Origin of the sequence: Microcoleus vaginatus FACHB-2002, from assembly GCF_040004035.1 — a bacterium.
In the GTDB taxonomy this organism is placed as follows: Bacteria; Cyanobacteriota; Cyanobacteriia; order Cyanobacteriales; family Microcoleaceae; genus Microcoleus; species Microcoleus vaginatus_C.
This window is the reverse complement of the sequence record NZ_JAMPLN010000018.1, coordinates 1-17,182: the sequence shown is the minus strand read 5'-3', so window position 1 is coordinate 17,182 and position 17,182 is coordinate 1. Positions and strand designations below refer to the sequence as shown.

14 protein-coding genes, 1 tRNA gene and 1 pseudogene are annotated in these 17,182 nt (G+C 45.6%); 6 read left to right on the top strand and 10 right to left on the bottom strand.

The genetic code is table 11. The features are described from left to right. Positions 1 to 170 precede the first annotated feature (170 nt). On the top strand, positions 171 to 731 hold the full coding sequence (locus NDI35_RS16425) for a Uma2 family endonuclease (RefSeq protein WP_445313673.1): 561 nt from the start codon (positions 171 to 173) through the stop codon (positions 729 to 731). 149 nt (positions 732 to 880) lie between these two features. Here the strand turns inward: NDI35_RS16425 and NDI35_RS16420 are convergent, their stop codons facing one another. Beyond that, on the bottom strand, positions 881 to 1,198 hold the full coding sequence (locus NDI35_RS16420; protein ID WP_445313672.1) for a hypothetical protein: 318 nt from the start codon (positions 1,196 to 1,198) through the stop codon (positions 881 to 883). Between the two features lie 133 nt (positions 1,199 to 1,331). Between NDI35_RS16420 and NDI35_RS16415 the strand changes: the two genes are divergently transcribed. Next, the gene (locus NDI35_RS16415) at positions 1,332 to 2,732 is read left to right on the top strand and encodes a P-loop NTPase family protein (RefSeq protein WP_445313671.1); all 1,401 of its coding nucleotides are present in this window, start codon (positions 1,332 to 1,334) and stop codon (positions 2,730 to 2,732) included. Positions 2,733 to 2,758: 26 nt separating this feature from the next. Next, complete coding sequence (locus tag NDI35_RS16410) at positions 2,759 to 4,597, top strand: tetratricopeptide repeat protein (RefSeq protein WP_445313670.1); 1,839 nt, start codon at positions 2,759 to 2,761, stop codon at positions 4,595 to 4,597. A gap of 91 nt (positions 4,598 to 4,688) precedes the next feature. Here the strand turns inward: NDI35_RS16410 and NDI35_RS16405 are convergent, their stop codons facing one another. Continuing rightward, a complete protein-coding gene (locus NDI35_RS16405; protein ID WP_445313669.1) occupies positions 4,689 to 4,880 on the bottom strand; it encodes a hypothetical protein in 192 nt (63 codons plus the stop codon). 354 nt (positions 4,881 to 5,234) lie between these two features. Between NDI35_RS16405 and NDI35_RS16400 the strand changes: the two are divergent. Beyond that, positions 5,235 to 5,450, top strand: a pseudogene (locus tag NDI35_RS16400) (ISKra4 family transposase); the annotation flags it as partial. 59 nt (positions 5,451 to 5,509) lie between these two features. Here the strand turns inward: NDI35_RS16400 and NDI35_RS16395 are convergent. After that, complete coding sequence (locus NDI35_RS16395) at positions 5,510 to 6,697, bottom strand: glycosyltransferase family 4 protein (protein WP_445313668.1); 1,188 nt, start codon at positions 6,695 to 6,697, stop codon at positions 5,510 to 5,512. Between the two features lie 250 nt (positions 6,698 to 6,947). Further along, positions 6,948 to 8,672, bottom strand: coding sequence for a DUF2079 domain-containing protein (locus NDI35_RS16390; RefSeq protein ID WP_445313667.1), 1,725 nt, complete (start codon positions 8,670 to 8,672; stop codon positions 6,948 to 6,950). A 53-nt stretch (positions 8,673 to 8,725) separates the two neighbouring features. On the opposite strand from NDI35_RS16390, the gene NDI35_RS16385 reads away from it, so the two are divergent. Beyond that, positions 8,726 to 9,964, top strand: a complete 1,239-nt coding sequence (locus tag NDI35_RS16385) for a histidine kinase (protein ID WP_445313666.1) — start codon at positions 8,726 to 8,728, stop codon at positions 9,962 to 9,964. A 54-nt stretch (positions 9,965 to 10,018) separates the two neighbouring features. Here the strand turns inward: NDI35_RS16385 and mutT are convergent, their stop codons facing one another. The 6 genes from mutT to ald form a co-directional block, all read right to left on the bottom strand. Beyond that, complete coding sequence (mutT, locus tag NDI35_RS16380) at positions 10,019 to 10,423, bottom strand: 8-oxo-dGTP diphosphatase MutT (protein WP_445313665.1); 405 nt, start codon at positions 10,421 to 10,423, stop codon at positions 10,019 to 10,021. Between the two features lie 230 nt (positions 10,424 to 10,653). After that, positions 10,654 to 10,995 (bottom strand): DUF760 domain-containing protein, encoded by a 342-nt coding sequence (locus tag NDI35_RS16375; protein WP_333163818.1) that lies wholly within the window; start codon positions 10,993 to 10,995, stop codon positions 10,654 to 10,656. Positions 10,996 to 11,217: 222 nt separating this feature from the next. Further along, positions 11,218 to 12,177 (bottom strand): RNA polymerase sigma factor, RpoD/SigA family, encoded by a 960-nt coding sequence (locus NDI35_RS16370; protein ID WP_190661889.1) that lies wholly within the window; start codon positions 12,175 to 12,177, stop codon positions 11,218 to 11,220. A gap of 707 nt (positions 12,178 to 12,884) precedes the next feature. Then, the gene (locus NDI35_RS16365; RefSeq protein ID WP_445313664.1) at positions 12,885 to 13,661 is read right to left on the bottom strand and encodes a TrmH family RNA methyltransferase; all 777 of its coding nucleotides are present in this window, start codon (positions 13,659 to 13,661) and stop codon (positions 12,885 to 12,887) included. Positions 13,662 to 13,734: 73 nt separating this feature from the next. After that, positions 13,735 to 13,816 (bottom strand) — tRNA-Leu (locus NDI35_RS16360). Between the two features lie 263 nt (positions 13,817 to 14,079). Beyond that, on the bottom strand, positions 14,080 to 15,168 hold the full coding sequence (ald, locus tag NDI35_RS16355) for an alanine dehydrogenase (protein WP_445313663.1): 1,089 nt from the start codon (positions 15,166 to 15,168) through the stop codon (positions 14,080 to 14,082). Between the two features lie 312 nt (positions 15,169 to 15,480). Here ald and NDI35_RS16350 point away from each other — a divergent pair, with 312 nt between their 5' ends. Then, a complete protein-coding gene (locus NDI35_RS16350; RefSeq protein WP_445313662.1) occupies positions 15,481 to 17,022 on the top strand; it encodes a DEAD/DEAH box helicase family protein in 1,542 nt (513 codons plus the stop codon). Positions 17,023 to 17,182: the final 160 nt, after the last annotated feature.

Genomic DNA, 17,182 nt, shown 5'->3' with positions numbered 1-17,182 from the left:
AACGCCTAACCTAAAATGCGATCGCTGTTAAATCCCCGACTTCTTAAAGAAGTCGGGGATTTTGTTATTCTGTTTTTGGAATAGAGGCCCAGGGGCGATCGTACTTCTAGGAAAGTTGGGAAATTTTGTATAATTGATATTTGAATTAATTAGCGAGAGGGCTGGGAGTCATGGTAGGCATCGGAACCAAACTCACTTTAGCAGAATTTCTAGCTTTGCCCGACGGAGATGTATATTGTGAGTTTGTAGATGGTGAAGCAGTCCCCAAAGTGTCTCCAAAATATTTTCATTCGACTTTACAGTTTACTTTGTGTCGCCTGATTCGTGTATGGTGTAAAGGACGCGGGCGAGTGCTTCCAGAATGGGCAATTTTGTTAAAACGTCAGGATAAAGATTGGGCACCTGTTCCCGATTTAACGTACATTTCTTATGAACGTCTGCCGAAAAGTTGGCGGCGAAATGAAGCTTGTCCCGCAATTCCTGAACTGGTGATTGAGATTATATCGCCCGATCAAAGTATGAAGGAATTTGAAGAGAAGGCGAAAGATTATTTGGCGGCGGGAGTTCCGCGAGTTTGGGTGATTGATCCAGAGGCTATTTTAATTAAAAGTTTTTTGACCGATGGTTCTAGTCAAGTTTATACGGATAATACACCGATTGTGGATGAGTTGCTGCCTGGTTTGGAGTTGACGACTAGACAGATTTTTGAAGAAGCGGAATTGATTGATTGATTGAGGGCGATCGTACTCTGTGCAAGATATCAGTCGTAGGGTGCGTGACCACGGGAAAACTTTAACTCGCGGCGGTGGGACTATTGACTGTCACGCACCGCACGCGGGAAAAGCATTGAATAATACGCTGTCACCGGAAACGATATCACTTACACTTCGAGACGGATTTTGACTGTAGTGCCAAAAGCTTTTCTGAAGGCTGATTCAACATCGGGAAGTTTTTGAATTGCCATTAGCAAAACTGGTGTTGAGGAAACTTTAATTCGGGCTTCGCCATCATTGAGAGCAATCAGTTTTCCGTGTTGTCGCATCAGTTCTTTAGTGCTGCGCGGTGATATGTGAAGCAGCACTGTTTTCCATGTCAGACCTAGCATACTTTGAATTGCTTCTTCCATTTGTTTAATGGTGTCGTTTTTTTTAGGTAAAACGCCTGGTAGTTCCAGTTGAACGAAATTTTGTGCTTGCATAGTCTTAATCCTGATTTGGAGTTGTGTACATCTCTAGAATCCTTGAGGTATAAAAGTTCTATGGCTGTACTTTTTTCACACGGGGCCAGTACCCCCAAAAGTAAGCCGCATAAAGAGCCAAGTAGGTGGTATAATGGCAAGCTCTCTGAGATTATCCATACAAGGGCGAGAGAAAGTTGATCAGGCTAGAAAGAAGAAGGGCTGGACAAAAAGGGCTGCTGCTTGGTATCTGACTGCTAAGGTTGGAGAAGACGCCTTGAAAAAGTTTTGGGCGGGCAAACCAATTGTGCAAGAACACTTTGTCGATATTTGTAGGGCTGTAGGTTTAGAAGACTGGCAACAAATGGTGGATGACAGTCCAATTCAGCCAACAGCTTCATACATAGATTTTTCGGTCTATGACGATAACTGGGTAGGGGAAGAAAGGGAGAAACTGATTGAAGCCTTGAGCACTAAGGTGTGCAAGTCTTGTCGCGTCTTGATCCTGGTGGGCATCACAGGGATTGGCAAAACTGCCCTTGCTGAGAGGTTAGTTGAGGAGTTGCGGGGAAACTGGAGGGAAGACAAGGAGAATTTTGAAAGCAGGGAGCAAGTTCCAGATTTTGCCAGTGTTGCGCTTAAATGGCTGGAGAAGTGGAAAGTAGATGTTCCACAAGATCAGCGTCAGCCACAGCATCTGCGACAACGCTTAGTCGAACGCTTATGTAATCATCAGCATCTAATCTTAATGGATTCTATTGAATACTTACTTACGGGAAATCCAGATGATGGATGGGGTGATTTTGCGGATGAGGAGTGGGGGAAGTTCTTTGTAAGTTTGTTGTATGAACCATCTTGTAAAAGTCGGTTCATCCTCACATCTCAAGATTTGCCAACTAAATTTGAGACAGCAGAGTGCGATCGCTACAAAAATCTCTGGCATTGCCAGCTCTTAAGAGGATTAGAAAGAACTGAGCAAATAGCGTTATTCCAAAAAGCTGAACTAGATGGCGATATACAATCACCAGATAGTCCCCTGGGAGTAATTGGGGAAGTTTATGACGGGCATCCTTTAGCCTTGCGGACAATTGCCGGAGAAATTAAGGGTTCTTATGGTGGGAAAGTTAGAGCTTACTGGAAAGATAACAGTCGTTATATTGAAGAGGTAAAAGAGGCTATAGACGAAGCTCGTAACCAAGGAATAGTTAAAGGCGATGAGGATAGGTGGCAGTTAGCATCATACACGAAAGTCTTGCGAAGAAAAGTTAAGGAACGGATTGACAATATATTGGAACGGTTAAAAAATGATGTTTATGATGCCTATGTTTTGCTTTGCACTGCCTCAATATATCGCTGCGAAGTCAAAGAAAAGTGGTGGCTGATTAATTTAGAAGACGAGGGTTACAGTGAGGGACAGCAAAAGGCAGCAATGCAAACTCTGCGCGAGCGCTATTTAGTTGAAGATGGAGGAATTGACGATGAAGATAATAGGCTGGTGGGACAACATAATTTGATTCGCAGTGTGGCGATCGCTCACAGATTAATCCTTCCATAAAAATGAAAAAATCGGAGAAACTTACTATGCAAAATAACCTGCTCCCATCTGGTGAGTTGATTGTGGAAAAGTTAGGTATCAATCCTCATAATCTTCCGGCCCAATTTCCCACTCGCGAGCAGCGGCTTCAGTACAGAGCAGTTGTACAGTGGCTAACTGATTATAAACCGAAGTCAGATGCTTCCAATCTTGAGAAAGTCCGGGGATATTTGGAAGCGTTTTACCATCTTTGTGAAGTCGAAGACTGGGAAAGAGCTAGTGAAATTCTTTTTACTTCTTTAGATACACAAACCCATCAAAATTTACACAATCAATTGGGTAATTGGGGATACTATTTACAACAAATTGAAGTTTATAGCCGGATTTTACATAAGTTAAACGGTATAAAAAATTATAGTTTTTTAAATGGTCTGGGCAATGCGTATCAAGCTTTAGGAAACTATGAAATAGCGATTGAATACAATCAGCAAGCCTTGAGTATTGCACTGGAAACTCAAGACCGCTATCTAGAAGGGATAGTTTTGGTAAGTCTCGGAAATACTTATTTATCTCAAAGAAAGTTTTCCAAAACAATGAATTGCTATCAGGCTAGTTTAGCTATTGCACGGCAAATTCCAGACCGTCGTATGGAAGGCGTGGCACTAACAAATTTGGGCGGTTTTTACCATACCCAGGGTAACTCTACTCAAGCAATAGAGTATTTAAACCAAGGTTTACTCATTGCACACGAAATTTCGGATCGCCAACTTGAAGGAGCAGCATTAGGAGGTTTAGGAGTGGTTTACCGCTCTCGTAAAGAATATGCTACAGCTATGCAATGCCTACTGGAAAGCAGGAATATAATGCAAGACATTCAATACAGTAAAGGTGTGGAAAAGTCTTTTATGAATGTGGGTGCAGGTTACCGCCGTCTCAAAGATTATACGAATGCGGTTGAGTGTCACAATCAGCATTTATCACTAGCCAAAGAAATACAAGATCCATTGGGTCAGAGACAGGCACTAGCAGATTTGGGATGGATTTATTACCTACAACAGGATTACGATCGAGCCATTAATTTTTACCAGGAAAGTTTGAGCATTGCGCGACAAATAAAAAGCGACATTGAAGGAGAGTTTTTGGTCTTGTTTGGTCTGGGAACAACTTATGTAGCTTCAAAAGATTATGTCAAAGCAATTGAGTGCTATCAGCAGGCTTTACCAATTGTGCGACAGATGGGCAACCAGGGAGAAATAGCTGTATTATTGGGTATTGCAGAAGCTTATAAGGAACTAAAAAGCTATCCTAAAGCTATAGAGTATTATCAGCTAATATTAATTCTTCTAAGTGAAATCAATAACAGTGAAGCCGAAATCTTGGCTCTGGTTAGTGTGGGAGGTATTTACTCTGACCAAGAAGATTACATAAAAGCAAAAAGTTGTTACGAGCAGATTATATTATTGGCACAAACAACAGGGACTCGTGACATGGAAATGGTAGCATTGGCTCGTTTAGGATCTACCAATTTAAAACTAGGATACAAACCACAAGCTATTGAGTTATACGAGCAGACCTTACCAATTGCCAAGGAACTTGGGGAATATGAACGAGAGATAGCAATACTGATTAAATTGGTTTTTCTGTATTTAGAACAACAAAGATATTCCAAGTTATTTAAATCTTTAATTCGACTGGCATTTAAACATTGGTTGGTTATACCAATATTTATTGGATTATTATTTGCCTTAGCCTTAATCGGAATATTTTCTGTTATTCTATCAGTGATAATTTGGGGATTGGCTGCACTTTTCATCAGCGTAATGGTTACATTTATCTTGTGGGAAGTTTTCAAAACTCTTAAGAATAGTCAGGATCAAGGTGCATGATACTCAACTTTTCAGTACGCCAACTGACATAACTTGTAATTTGCTTTGATTTTATCCCTGTTTTGATTATCCATCAATTACTATCCAGAACTCAAAGACATTCATTAAGTTGCTTCATATCCCCTTGCGGCTGCACTTGCTTGTGCAAACTAATTTTGTCGCCCACTTCATACCCCGAATAAAAACCCGCCGCGCTGCTGACTTGAGAACTACTTCTTGTTTTAACTTTAGCCCCTCGGCCCTCTAGATAATCCGCGATCGCCCGTTGATTTTTCTCAAACATCGATCGCACTACAATCCCTGGAGTCGTAGGGTGCGTGACAACGGGAAAACTTTAACTCGTCGCGGTGGGACTATGGGCTGTCACGCACCGCGACAAAACCATAGTATTTACTACTTACTATGGTTTTTTTGCGCTTACCCGTTACTCATTGAATTAGCGATCGCTTCCACCAAAACCTAAACCACCCATAAAACCTCCAGACCTCCAATATCTGAGTTAATTGATGAAGCAATACCTAGTCCACCGGTCCCAATTCCACCCCGATTTTTTGCTATTTCTAAGTTATTGAATAGAGTAACAATGCTAGTGCTAAGTCGCCGAGCCAACTCTTGAAACTATTGTCGGATTGCATAAAACTTTTGCAAGTATCTAGAAAAGCATCGCTATCGAATTGTTAACTATGAGCAATTCTCACAAGACAAGATTTGTTCCATCGGTTCGGGATCGGTGGAATCGACGGTCAAACAAATAGATAGAAAGTTGAGAATTGGTTTTTTCTCAATGAAAAAAAATGTCAATCAAATGCTAAAACTTCGTTGTGCCTACCTCAACGACCTCTTAGCCATTTGAGGCTTTTGCAAAACCGGGATGATCCCCAGTCAACAGTCAACAGTCAACAGTCAGCATTCTTACCAATCAACCTCAGCCCTTTCCTGCACCACCCGTTCATAAACCCACTCGGTTTCTATCGCCAACTTCGGCCAACTAAACCGGCGTTCCAAATCCTGATAAGCATTGTCAACCAACCACTGCGCGTAACCCGGATTTTTGAGAACTTCCAAAATTCCCCAGGCCAAAGAATCCCGATTGTTTGCCTCAGTAACAACGCCAGTTTTAGTGTGCAACACCACCTCTGGAAGTCCGCCCGCATCCGAAACCACCACAGGCACTCTTGCAGCAAAGCTTTCTAACGCTACAATCCCAAAAGGTTCGTAAAGACTGGGAAAAACCGCGCAGTCAGCCACCGTCTGAAATTTATCAAGATGTTCCTCAAACATGAACCCAGTAAAATAACACTTATTCCAAATTCCTAAATGCCAAGCTAAATGTTTAAGCTGGTCGGTATTGCCACCGCCAACAATTACAATTTTTGCTTTACCCCCCATTTCCCAAATTACTTTAGGTGCCGCATTTAGAAATACACCAATACCTTTTTCATAGCTAATTCTTCCTACATAATAGACAATTTTCTCATCATCAGCAGCAAACCTGCGGCGGAAATCCATCGCGTCAAATTCGTGCCACCGGGGCTTTTTATCTGGTCTAATTCCGTTGTAAATTACCTCTATTTTGTTCCACGGAGTCGATAGTACCCGTTCGGCTTCTCGCCGCATATAATCACTGCAAACAATTACCCGCCAAGCGTTGTAAGCGAGGTCGTTTTCCTTGGCGTTTATATAGCGCTGCCCTTCATTGTGGATGCCGTTGAAGCGCCCGTATTCGGTGGCGTGGATGGTGGCAATTAGCGGTACTTTAAAGGTATGCTTCAGGGCGATCGCCGCATCTCCCACTAACCAATCGTGAGCGTGGATGATATCAAAGGGGCCTTCCTCAAGCATCAGTTTCCCGCCTTGGTGACCCATGCTTTGGTTGAGATTCGCCACCCAGTGAAAAAAATCCCTGGCGTGCCCCACCAACACCCGATGCACACGTATTCCTTCCACCACTTCGTACATCGGCGCGTGGCCGAACTCTACTGTAATTAAGTGTATTTCGTGACCCAGCTTTACCAATTCAGGATACAGTTCCGATACGTGGCGGGCGATACCGCCTACGATTCTGGGAGGAAACTCCCATGCCAATACCAAAATTTTCATCTTTCTTCCTCCAAATAATTTATATAACTTAATGTTTAGGATTAACTGATTTATTGTAAAATGATCAGCCTCAAATTTGAGTTGATCGTAAGTTGATGCCCAATGCCTGACTTTTGGCAGCAACAAAGACAGAAAATCATGCCTAAACCTAGTTTTTGCATGAAACTGCTCGATCGCCATTACCTGAAAAAAACAGGTTTCCTCAAGACTTGAGCCACTGAGGGCAGCAATGGCGATCGCGCCTACCCGCTTACCGTTTCTTCAAAATCGGCTCCAATTCGCCGCGAAAACGGGTCCAAGCAGCAGCAGATGCAGAATTAGAAACAGCACCCTGACGCATCAAAATCGCGCCGTCTTCAAAGCCAACAATGCCGTAATCTCCTGATTTGGACATTCGATCGATCGCCGGTACGATCTCCCGCAACTGTCCCCGTTCCCCGCGAAACGCAACCTGATACTGCTGCAACTGCCAGATATCGGCAATTACATATTGCATCTTCACTGCCTTCCCCGCATCATTGCGGAGTTCAAACATCGGAAACCTAAGAATTTCCCGCCTGCTTGACAAAATCGGCACAATAGTATTCGTCGCTGCCACGCTAGCATCAGCAGGAATTTGAGCCAATAGCGGCCGCACTTGCAAAACGTGCTGCCATTGTCTGACGAGAGGAACCTGCACCCAAGGATCGATCGCATCGGGCAAAATCCAAGAAAAAGTCCGATTTGGGTTAGAAGTGAAGGTAAAAAATAGCGACAAACAGATGCAAAACGCCCAAAAGCGGCGAAACTTTGAAGACGAAGGCAGAGGAAATAAAGCAGAAGGAAAACGCAAAAACATTCTTTCCTCTCTCACCATTCTATCTTCTTCCTTTTGACGCTGGGCCCACCACAGAATTGCCCCATAAAAAAGCCCTGGAACCACAGTCATCGCATAGCGAATATTAATTGCCAGCACCGACTCTCCTTTCGCTAAAAATAGCTTCAGCAGCGGAAATCCAGCTATCATCCAAGATGCAGGCGCGAAAGCAGGAACCAAAGCTAATGGCAACCACTGGCCAAGCAGGTATCTAATCTTACCAAAAAACGGCGTAAATAACTGAGCCACCAACCGCCAGGGATTGCTCACCATTCCCCAAATAATTTCTAGAGTAGAAGCTTCATCTCCATCGGCATATTGCCCAAAGCGCTCCATCATAAACCGCTGGGATATGTCAGCAGAAAACAAAGGCATAATCAGATTAGTCAGGAGGATCATATAACCAAAACTGAGTATGCAGACCGCTAAACCAGTCCGAGGGTAGCGCCGACTCAAAATCAGGTAAACTCCGACGCCAAATAAAACAACTCCCCCATCTTCTCGCACGGCCAAAATTAAAGTTGCCAGAATCCCAAACAAGGGCCACCAGCGCTTCTCCATAGCCAGCAGCAAGCTAAAGACATACAGCGGCATTTGACAAATATCGTGAAAATTACCCAAAGTCGGGCCGATGACAGCGTTAGCGCAGTAATAGCTCACAACAATAGTCGCCGACAGCTTTGGTTCCAGATAGTGTCTGGCGAGAGCATAGAGCACTCCTCCAGCCGCCGTAATTAAAGTCACCTGCAACACAGTCAAAGTGACGGGCGAGGGAAACAGCGAGTAAATTGGCAGCCACAACATCAGCGCCGGGGTGAAATGCTGCCCCAACCGGTAGTAAGATACTTCCGGGAGCTGATTTTGGTGAACCACATTAGTGGACAACGCCGAAGAGAGGGAACTCTCAAACAAGTGACCCCGAGTGCCGTTCCAAAAAAGTTGATTGAAAATGCCTTGGTCGTAAGTAGCGTAAAAGCTGTAGTAGCGGTGCAGCGTCAGCAACAGGCACAGCACAAAAAAGGCGGCCGCCACTTGAACCACCACCCGCAGCGACTCATTTTTCTTCCATCTCAAAAATATCATCTGCCCGCCTGTAATGAAATTATCGGACAATAGCATAAATCTAAAGTAAGTATTAAATTAAAGTAGAAGTGAAATAACTCGGCTCGGCAATGCTCAATTATTTTCACCCGATCGAAAAGCTCAACAGCGTCCATCCAACACCAGGCACCAGCGGCACTGACTGTTCTCCCGAACAGCCGGTCAATTCCGCACCGCTTTTACAGCTTTTGCTGTTTGTAGACAAGCGTTCCTCTTCCCGAGAACAGACCAGACACATCCGCAAGTCCCTAAAGGATTTGAAAGCAGACTGCGACTTTGAGCTTCAAATCATCGACGTAGGAGAACAGCCCGATTTAGCCGAACACTTTAAACTTGTAGCCACTCCCTCGCTGCTCAAAATTCATCCCGATCCGCGACAAACTCTCGCCGGCAGCAATTTAATCGCCCAACTCGAACACTGGTGGCCCCGCTGGAAGCGTTCTGTAGAGGAATACGCAGCTCAGCAGCAGTCAGCCCCAGCACTTGCTGAAAGCCTGACTAACCCAAAACCACTCTATTCCGTTGCTTGCGCCGCCGAACTTGTGCAGCTTTCTGATGAAGTTTTTCGCCTCAAACAGGAAAAAGAACACCTGCAAGAGCAGTTGCAGTTGAAAGACCGGATTATTGCGATGCTAGCTCACGACTTGCGTAATCCCTTAACGGCAGCATCTTTGGCTTTGGAGACTTTGGAGTCAAGTCAGAAGGTGAAAGAGGGGGAAAAGTCGCGTTTGACACCGAGTCTGGCGGCTCATTTGATGAAGCAAGCCCGCCGCCAAATCCGAATTGTCGATCGTATGATTACAGATATCCTGCAAGCAGCCCGGGGTACAAATGCCCAACTCCACATTGAACCAAAAAGAATCGAACTGCGGCCGATTTGTCAAGATGTAATAGGGCAATTTCAAGACAAATTTCAGGCGAAAAGTCTGAACTTAGAAACAGACATTCCTGCAGATTTACCCTTGGTTTATGCCGATCCCGATCGCATCAAACAAGTCATAGTCAACCTGCTTGACAACGCCAGCAAATACACCCCAGACCGAGGAACTGTTAATCTTTCCATTCTCCACCGCACCGCTTACAAAGTTCAAGTCAGCATTTGCAACAGCGGGCCGGGAATTCCTGAAGAAGATTGCGCGAGCATTTTTGAAGACAGCTTTCGCTTGCAGCGAGATAAATCAACAGACGGTTACGGCATTGGACTGTCTCTGTGTCAAGGCATCATCCGCGCCCACTACGGTCAAATTTGGGTAGATTCTATACCCGATAGAGGCAGTTGTTTTCACTTTACCCTGCCCGTCCAAAAATAAAAGTTAGCTGTCATTTGTCACTTGAAAAGTAGCAACCGAATTTTCTATTACAGCTCAACTTTTCCGCAGTGCAGCAATAATCTGTGCGTTTGCCTTGGGAAAAGTAAATTGGTCAATTTCGTCGAGTGTCACCCAGCGAATTTCATCGCATTCGATCGTTTGCGGTTCACCGCTGACGTGGCGGCAGTGGTGCACGTATAATCTAACTGTAAATTTAGTGTAGTCGTGGTCAATTGTAATCAAGCGATCGCCCACTTCTATGACAATCCCCAACTCCTCCATAATTTCCCGTTTTATGCAAGCTTCGATTGTTTCCCCAGGCTCTATTTTTCCGCCCGGAAACTCCCAGAAACCCCCGTGCAGTCCATGTTGTCGGCGCTTGTCAATCAAAATTTGTTGGCGATCGTTCCAGATTGCAGCAACGCCGATAACTTTGTGGGCCAAAGGAGGAAGAGACATATTAATTGGGAATTGGGTATTGGGAATTGGGTATTGGGAATTTAAGAATAATATCAATAATTATTCAATTATTTAATCTAAAATCTAAAATCTAAAATCTAAAATCTAAAATCTAAAATCTAAAATCTAAAATCTAAAATCTAAAATCTAAAATCTAAAATCTAAAATATTAAGCCCCCATCTTGCGAGGGGGGGCTTGACACTTGGATCACTTAAATGTTAACAATCTACTAATCGTCCGAGCCGTGTCTCTCACTGGCTTGTAGGGACTTTTCAAAAGTCATTCGCTGTTCGGCATTTTTGAGAAAATAACCGCTAATCATAGCTGAGGCGAGCAATCTACCCAAATGTTCGCGACTGGTAGTCACTGTCACCCCGAAGTGTTCCGAAGGCAAATTCCCCAAAAGTCCAACAATATTTCGCTCCATTACTTGAAACACTTCGTGAGAAGTCGGCTTAGACAACTGAGAAACTGTGTCGGGAGCCATTGACTGCACGTATTGCCATAATAAGTTGGCATTTTCTCCGTCTTCTTCAAAGAATTCTGGGGATTTATTAGATGAGTTGCTCACGAGTACCTCCGTTTCAGACACAGCTTGTTATGTTAGACGCGGGCAGTTAAATTAAATAACCCTTATCTGATCGCTGCTGATCTTTATTACTAAGTAATTACTAATGTAGCAGGACAGTCATAGCAACCAAGTGGGCACAACCGAATTAAAAGCGGCGGTTTTTACGATTTTAGATTGGGGATTGCCAGGGGGGGGAGACCCGATCGCCAATCCCCAATCTAGCTAGCTGGCTAGATAATCGTTGATATCTTGCTTGCGCTTGCGGAGTTTGGTCAAAGCTTCCCGTTCTATTTGCCGCACTCGTTCCCGACTGATGTTGAGACGATCGCCTATTTTGGCCAAAGTTAAGGTTTGCCCGTCTTCTAAACCGAACCGCAAGGCGAGCACTTCTCGCTGTTGCTGAGTTAGTTCCGCCATCAGGTGGTCTAAGTCAGTCCGCAGGGAAGATTGCAGGGCAAAATCTTCCGGGGTAGTACCCGTATCTTCCAACAAATCGCCCAACTCTGTATCTTGATTGTCTCCCACGCGCAAGTCCAGGGAAAGTGGCAGGCGCGCGCGATCGAGATATTCGCGAATCTGTTTGGGAGTCAATTCTAGCTCTGATGCCAATTCAGCAGCCGTGGCCGCGCGACCGAGCTGTTGAGCAAGTTGGCGCTGAGCCTTTTTAATTTTGTTGAGCTTTTCGGTGATGTGGATCGGCAAGCGGATGGTGCGGCCTTTTTCGGCGATCGCCCGAGTAATTGCCTGACGAATCCACCAATAAGCATAAGTAGAAAATCTGTAGCCCTTAGTCGGGTCAAATTTTTCTACTCCCCGCTGCATCCCGATCGTGCCTTCCTGAATTAGATCCAGTAAATCTACGTTGCGCTTGATATATTTCTTGGCAACAGACACTACCAGGCGGAGATTCGCTTCCACCATTTGGCGCTTTGCCCTTTCCCCGTGTTCGATCGTCCGCTGCAACTGTGCCTCAGACAGCCCAACTGCCTGTGCCCATTCAGCCGCCGTCGGGTCGCGGCCTAACTCTTCGGCTAAAATATTTTTCTCCTGATGCAGTGCGGTTGAGCGCTGTACCTGTTTTCCATAGAGTATTTCTTGCTCATGGGTCAACAAGGGAACGCGGCCGATTTCCCGCAAGTAAGCGCGAACAGAATCTGTATCTGAGGACTTAAGAGTTTTCATGAGCTTTTCCCGCTGAGGATCTGTGCCTCTAAAGGTTTGCGGTAGTCGCAAACCCCTAGCTTTAGCTGGGAAGGAAAGCGGGCGGGGACTTGCGCTTTCCTTCCATTTAAAGAGGCTTAATTTTATGGTAGCTAGCTACTACTCCCAGTCAGCACCGTCTCAGGTTAGGTTTTGGTTGGGGCGTGCACAATACTACGTTATGTTAAGAATCTTAACATTTGTGAGAGCACTTGCCTACACTTCTTCATATTTATTTCATGCCAGCCTGAACTTTTGATACGAGAGTATCCGCTTTCCTGGCTTTACAGTTTGCATCAATATAAACAAAATCCGCCACATCTCAGAGGGGGAGATTGGTAGAGGGGGAGGAAACGCTGGGGGGACAGCGAAGTGAAAAATACAATTTAAAGGCCCGGCAGCTTCAGTTGATGATCGCACTCCGACCCAAGAAACCGGGCTTTTTACGGAATCTGCGGGCTGTAACGAGGTATTTTGGTTGAAAAACCCGGTTTCAGGCCAGCCGTCTGTCCAAGGGTATAAATGTGAAGTTACAGATATTGATGAACCCGCCCTACAGATAAGGATTAATTAACAATTAAATAAGAGATTTGAATGGCAGGCATTCGCTCTCCTATCTGGAAATGAATCTGCGTTGCATCTGCGTTTATCTGCGGTTTCTCTATCAATCAAAAATTTATGCAATAAGTCTAATCAGTTCTTTGCCGTTGAGCTTCGTACAAGATGAGGGCTCCGGCGATCGACACATTTAAAGATTCTACGCCACGACTCAGGGGGATTTGGATTTGTCGATCGGCCAAACTCCTCAATTCTTCCGACAAACCAGAGCCTTCGTTGCCCAAAACTATCAGAGTCGGCACTCGCAAATCTACTTCCCAATAACTTAAACTGGCCCCGGCGACGGTTGCTAAAATTTGCATTCCTCGATTTTTATAGGCCGAGACTTCGGCGGTTAAATCTGGACTGACTGCCATTGGCAGCTTAAACCAAGCTCCTGCCGAGGCGCGCAGCACTTTGGGATGGTCTAAATCGGCGCTGTCTGCGCTCAGCAGCAAACCGTCGGCATTAGCAGCCGCAGCCGTGCGGACGATCGCCCCCAAGTTGCCGGGATCTTGGATGGTTTCTAGGGCTATTCCTAAAGTTGACAATTTTGCGAGCTCTGTTGCAGTGCGGGGTGCGGTGGCGACAATGCCGTCGGGTTGGACTGTAGTGGCGATCGACTCTAACACTTTTGCACTTACTAATTCTGTGCGATCGGCTAAATTACCCACTTGCTCCCAAAGTTCCCCGTGCTGATCCAGCCATTCGGGAGTACAGCACACCGTTGCTAGTGTGTATTTGGCAGCGCAAGCTTCCTCCAGCAAGTGCGTCCCTTCGAGTAAAAATAATTGTTGTTCCCTGCGTCCCTTCGAGCTGTGCAGCTTGCGAATTTCTTTAACTAGGGGGTTTTGAATACTTGTCAGCATTGTTTAATTCAGCAGAGCGAATGGGGTTATTGCCTGTATCGGGTTAACCCCAAACTTCCTTCTGCCTTTGGAATGCGGAACCCGGGACTTGAACCCGGAAGGCTTGCACCACATGAACCTGAATCATGCGCGTCTACCAATTCCGCCAGTTCCGCATCGGTCACGATTTACTACTCTGCCATAAGTTCGCTAATCTGTCAAGTGTTTTGGGGAATTTATTTTTTTGTGGGCTGCGAGTAATATTTTGCACAAATTACTGTTGGGGTTGAGAAATGCTTTAGTTTCGAGGATTTACTGTTAGCTAAACATCGCAAAATGCAGTGTAGTTGAGTAGGGTGCGTCAGATCGCGTCCGGTTATTAATAATCCACAAGCTTTGATCTGACGCACCCTACGGGATTTGCTGAAAAAATGGGAATCTAATCGGCCAAATCGGGGAAAACCTCGCGCACGGCCGGATGCACCAATCGGTGATTCTGCACGTTCAATCCCTTCGCCAAACTCGGATTCATTTCCAAAGCTTTAATCCCGCTATTTGCCAACTGCAAAACATAAGGCAAAGTGCTGTTATTCAAAGCTTGAGTCGCAGTCCAAGGCACAGCACCCGGCATATTCGGCACGCCGTAATGCACAACTCCTTCCTCAACATAAATAGGATTGGTGTGAGAAGTTACCCGCAAAGTTTCCACGCAGCCGCCTTGGTCAACCGCTACGTCAACAATCACAGAACCGGGGTGCATCTTCCCAACAAATTCGCGAGAAACTAGCACCGGAGCTTTTTTGCCCAATACCAAAACCGCACCGATTAACAAATCAGCATCCGGAACAACTGCTTCAATTTGCAAAGGACTGCTGTAGAGGTATTCTACTCGGGAACCGAACAGAGTTTCCAAGTAGGCTAAGCGATCGACATTTACGTCTAATATCTGCACTCTCGCGCCCATTCCTACAGCAATTCTGGCTGCTTCTGTGCCGACAATGCCGCCGCCCAAAATCACAACTTTACCCGGTCTTACCCCCGGTACACCACCCAAAAGTACGCCCCGGCCACCTTGCTGTCGTTCCAGAAACCGAGCTCCGAACTGCACGGACAAACGCCCTGCAATAATGCTCATCGGCGTCAGCAGTGGCAATTTTCTGTCCGGGAGTTCGACGGTTTCGTAGGCGATGGCCTGGACTCCGCTGCTGATTAAATGCTCGGTTAATGTGCGATCTGCCGCCAAGTGCAAATATGTAAACAGCAACTGCTCTTTTTGCATCAGCGGATACTCAGCAGGCAGCGGTTCCTTAACTTTAACAATTAGTTCGCGATTCCAGACATCTGAAGCCTTTAAGACAATCTTAGCCCCTGCTTCAACGTAGTCCTCGTCCGCGAAACCGGCCCCAGCACCAGCATTCGTTTCCACAAAAACTGCGTGACCTTTGTCCGAACAAGCCCGGACACTTGTGGGACTTAGCCCGACTCGAAACTCCAAATCCTTGATTTCCTTGGGGACGCCTATTTCCATCTATAACCTCTAATCTCAGGCATACGTAGATCGAATCTAACCTAAAAACCATCCCCAGCGGGATAATACCATTGTAGATTTTAGATTTGGCAATCCGCCAATCCGGCTAGGAGAATATTTGTTTAATTTTTATCCACTGCGAGCGCAATTTCCTCAATTTAGAGTTGAATTACATAATTTTTTGATTGATAGATCGACCGCAGATGTAGGGCAGATTAACGCAGAGTAACGCAGATAATTTCAAGAAGAGTCAATATATTTGATCTGTAACTTATAATTTAACAGGCATAACTCGCCCCCCTATCTAAACAAATGCCACGGATACCTACCTTAACATTCGATCGCGGAACGCTACTGCTACACCCGCCGCCCAAAGGCAGAGACTGGGTGGACTTTGCAACATGGGACGATCGCGTGGAAAAATACCGCATTCGAGCCATTCACTACCGCCCGCTGGTAGAATGCCTCCAAGCCGAGTGCATTCACTTCACCGACGAAGCTAGGGCATACGAACTACTCGAACTCGTACCCAGCGTGGAAATGCAGCCTTACCCACATCAAGAACAAGCCCTCGTAGCTTGGCAGGAAGCAGGAAGCCAAGGAGTAGTTGTCCTCCCCACCGCTTCCGGCAAAACTTATCTGGCACAATTAGCCATGCAAGTCACTGGTCGCAGTACATTAATTGTAGTACCAACTCTCGATTTAATGCACCAGTGGTATGCTAATTTAAAAGCAGCTTTTCCCGACATCGAAATCGGATTGTTGGGCGGAGGTTCGCGGGACAAAACGCCAATTTTAGTGGCTACCTACGACAGTGCAAGTATCCATGCAGAAACCTTGGGCAATAAATACGGTTTGCTGGTTTTTGACGAATGCCACCATTTGCCAACGGACTTTTATCGAGTAATTTCCGAATATGCGATCGCGCCTTTTCGACTCGGACTGACAGCCACACCCGATCGCACAGATGGCCGCCACAGCGATTTGCATTTCCTCATCGGCCCGACAGTATTTAGCAAAAGACCCGAAGATTTGGCAGGGGATGCTTTAGCCGAACATAAAATAGTTCAAATTATGGTAAAACTGTCACAAGAAGAAGGAACTCGCTACGCCGAATTAATCAACATTCGCAACGACTTCTTAAAACAGTCTAACATCAGAATATCGAGCCTCGAAGGTTGGAAACAGTTTATCATGGCAAGCGCGCGATCGCCCCTGGGACGGCGCGCCATGCTAGCCCACCGCCAAGCCAAAGAAATCGCCCTTTGTACCGAAGGAAAACTGCGAATCTTAGCCAAAATACTAGCAGAACACTCTCCCCAGCGCACGCTAATTTTCACCGGAGACAACGCCACAGTTTACCGAATTTCCCAAGAATTTCTCATCCCCACAATTACCCACCAAACCCCTGTCAAAGAACGCCACGAAATCCTCGAACGCTTTCGCAGCGGCGAATACAAAACCCTCGTCGCCTCCCACGTCCTCAACGAAGGAGTGGACGTTCCCGATGCCAGAATTGCTATCATATTGTCAGGTACCGGCAGCGAACGCGAATACATTCAGCGATTGGGTCGAGTTCTCCGCAAAAGCAGCGATGTAAATAAGTTAGCAATTCTCTACGAAGTCGTCACCGAAGACACCAGCGAAGAAAGAACTTCTCAACGCCGCCGAGGAGGAATGCAGCCTCACAAACCCCAAGTAAAAACAAAAATAGAACCGCCGCAGCCAGAATATCAGCAATTAGAAACTATCAAACCGACACCGATTTACGGAGTTAATCGGGAGGCGACTAAAAAAGCAGCAGAATCACCGGCAAAATGGGGAGAAAAAAATGATGATTCTAAGGAAGAGTGAAGATTGCCAACTTAGTGTATAGCCTGAGAATGCCAAATCCGGTTTCTGGCGTTGCTGAATTGATGTATGATGTAGCGATCAAGAGCCAAAAACATTATTCAAAACAGGATGGAATCTTTAGCTACATTTAATAGTTAGCAGGATATGGGGTGGGAACATC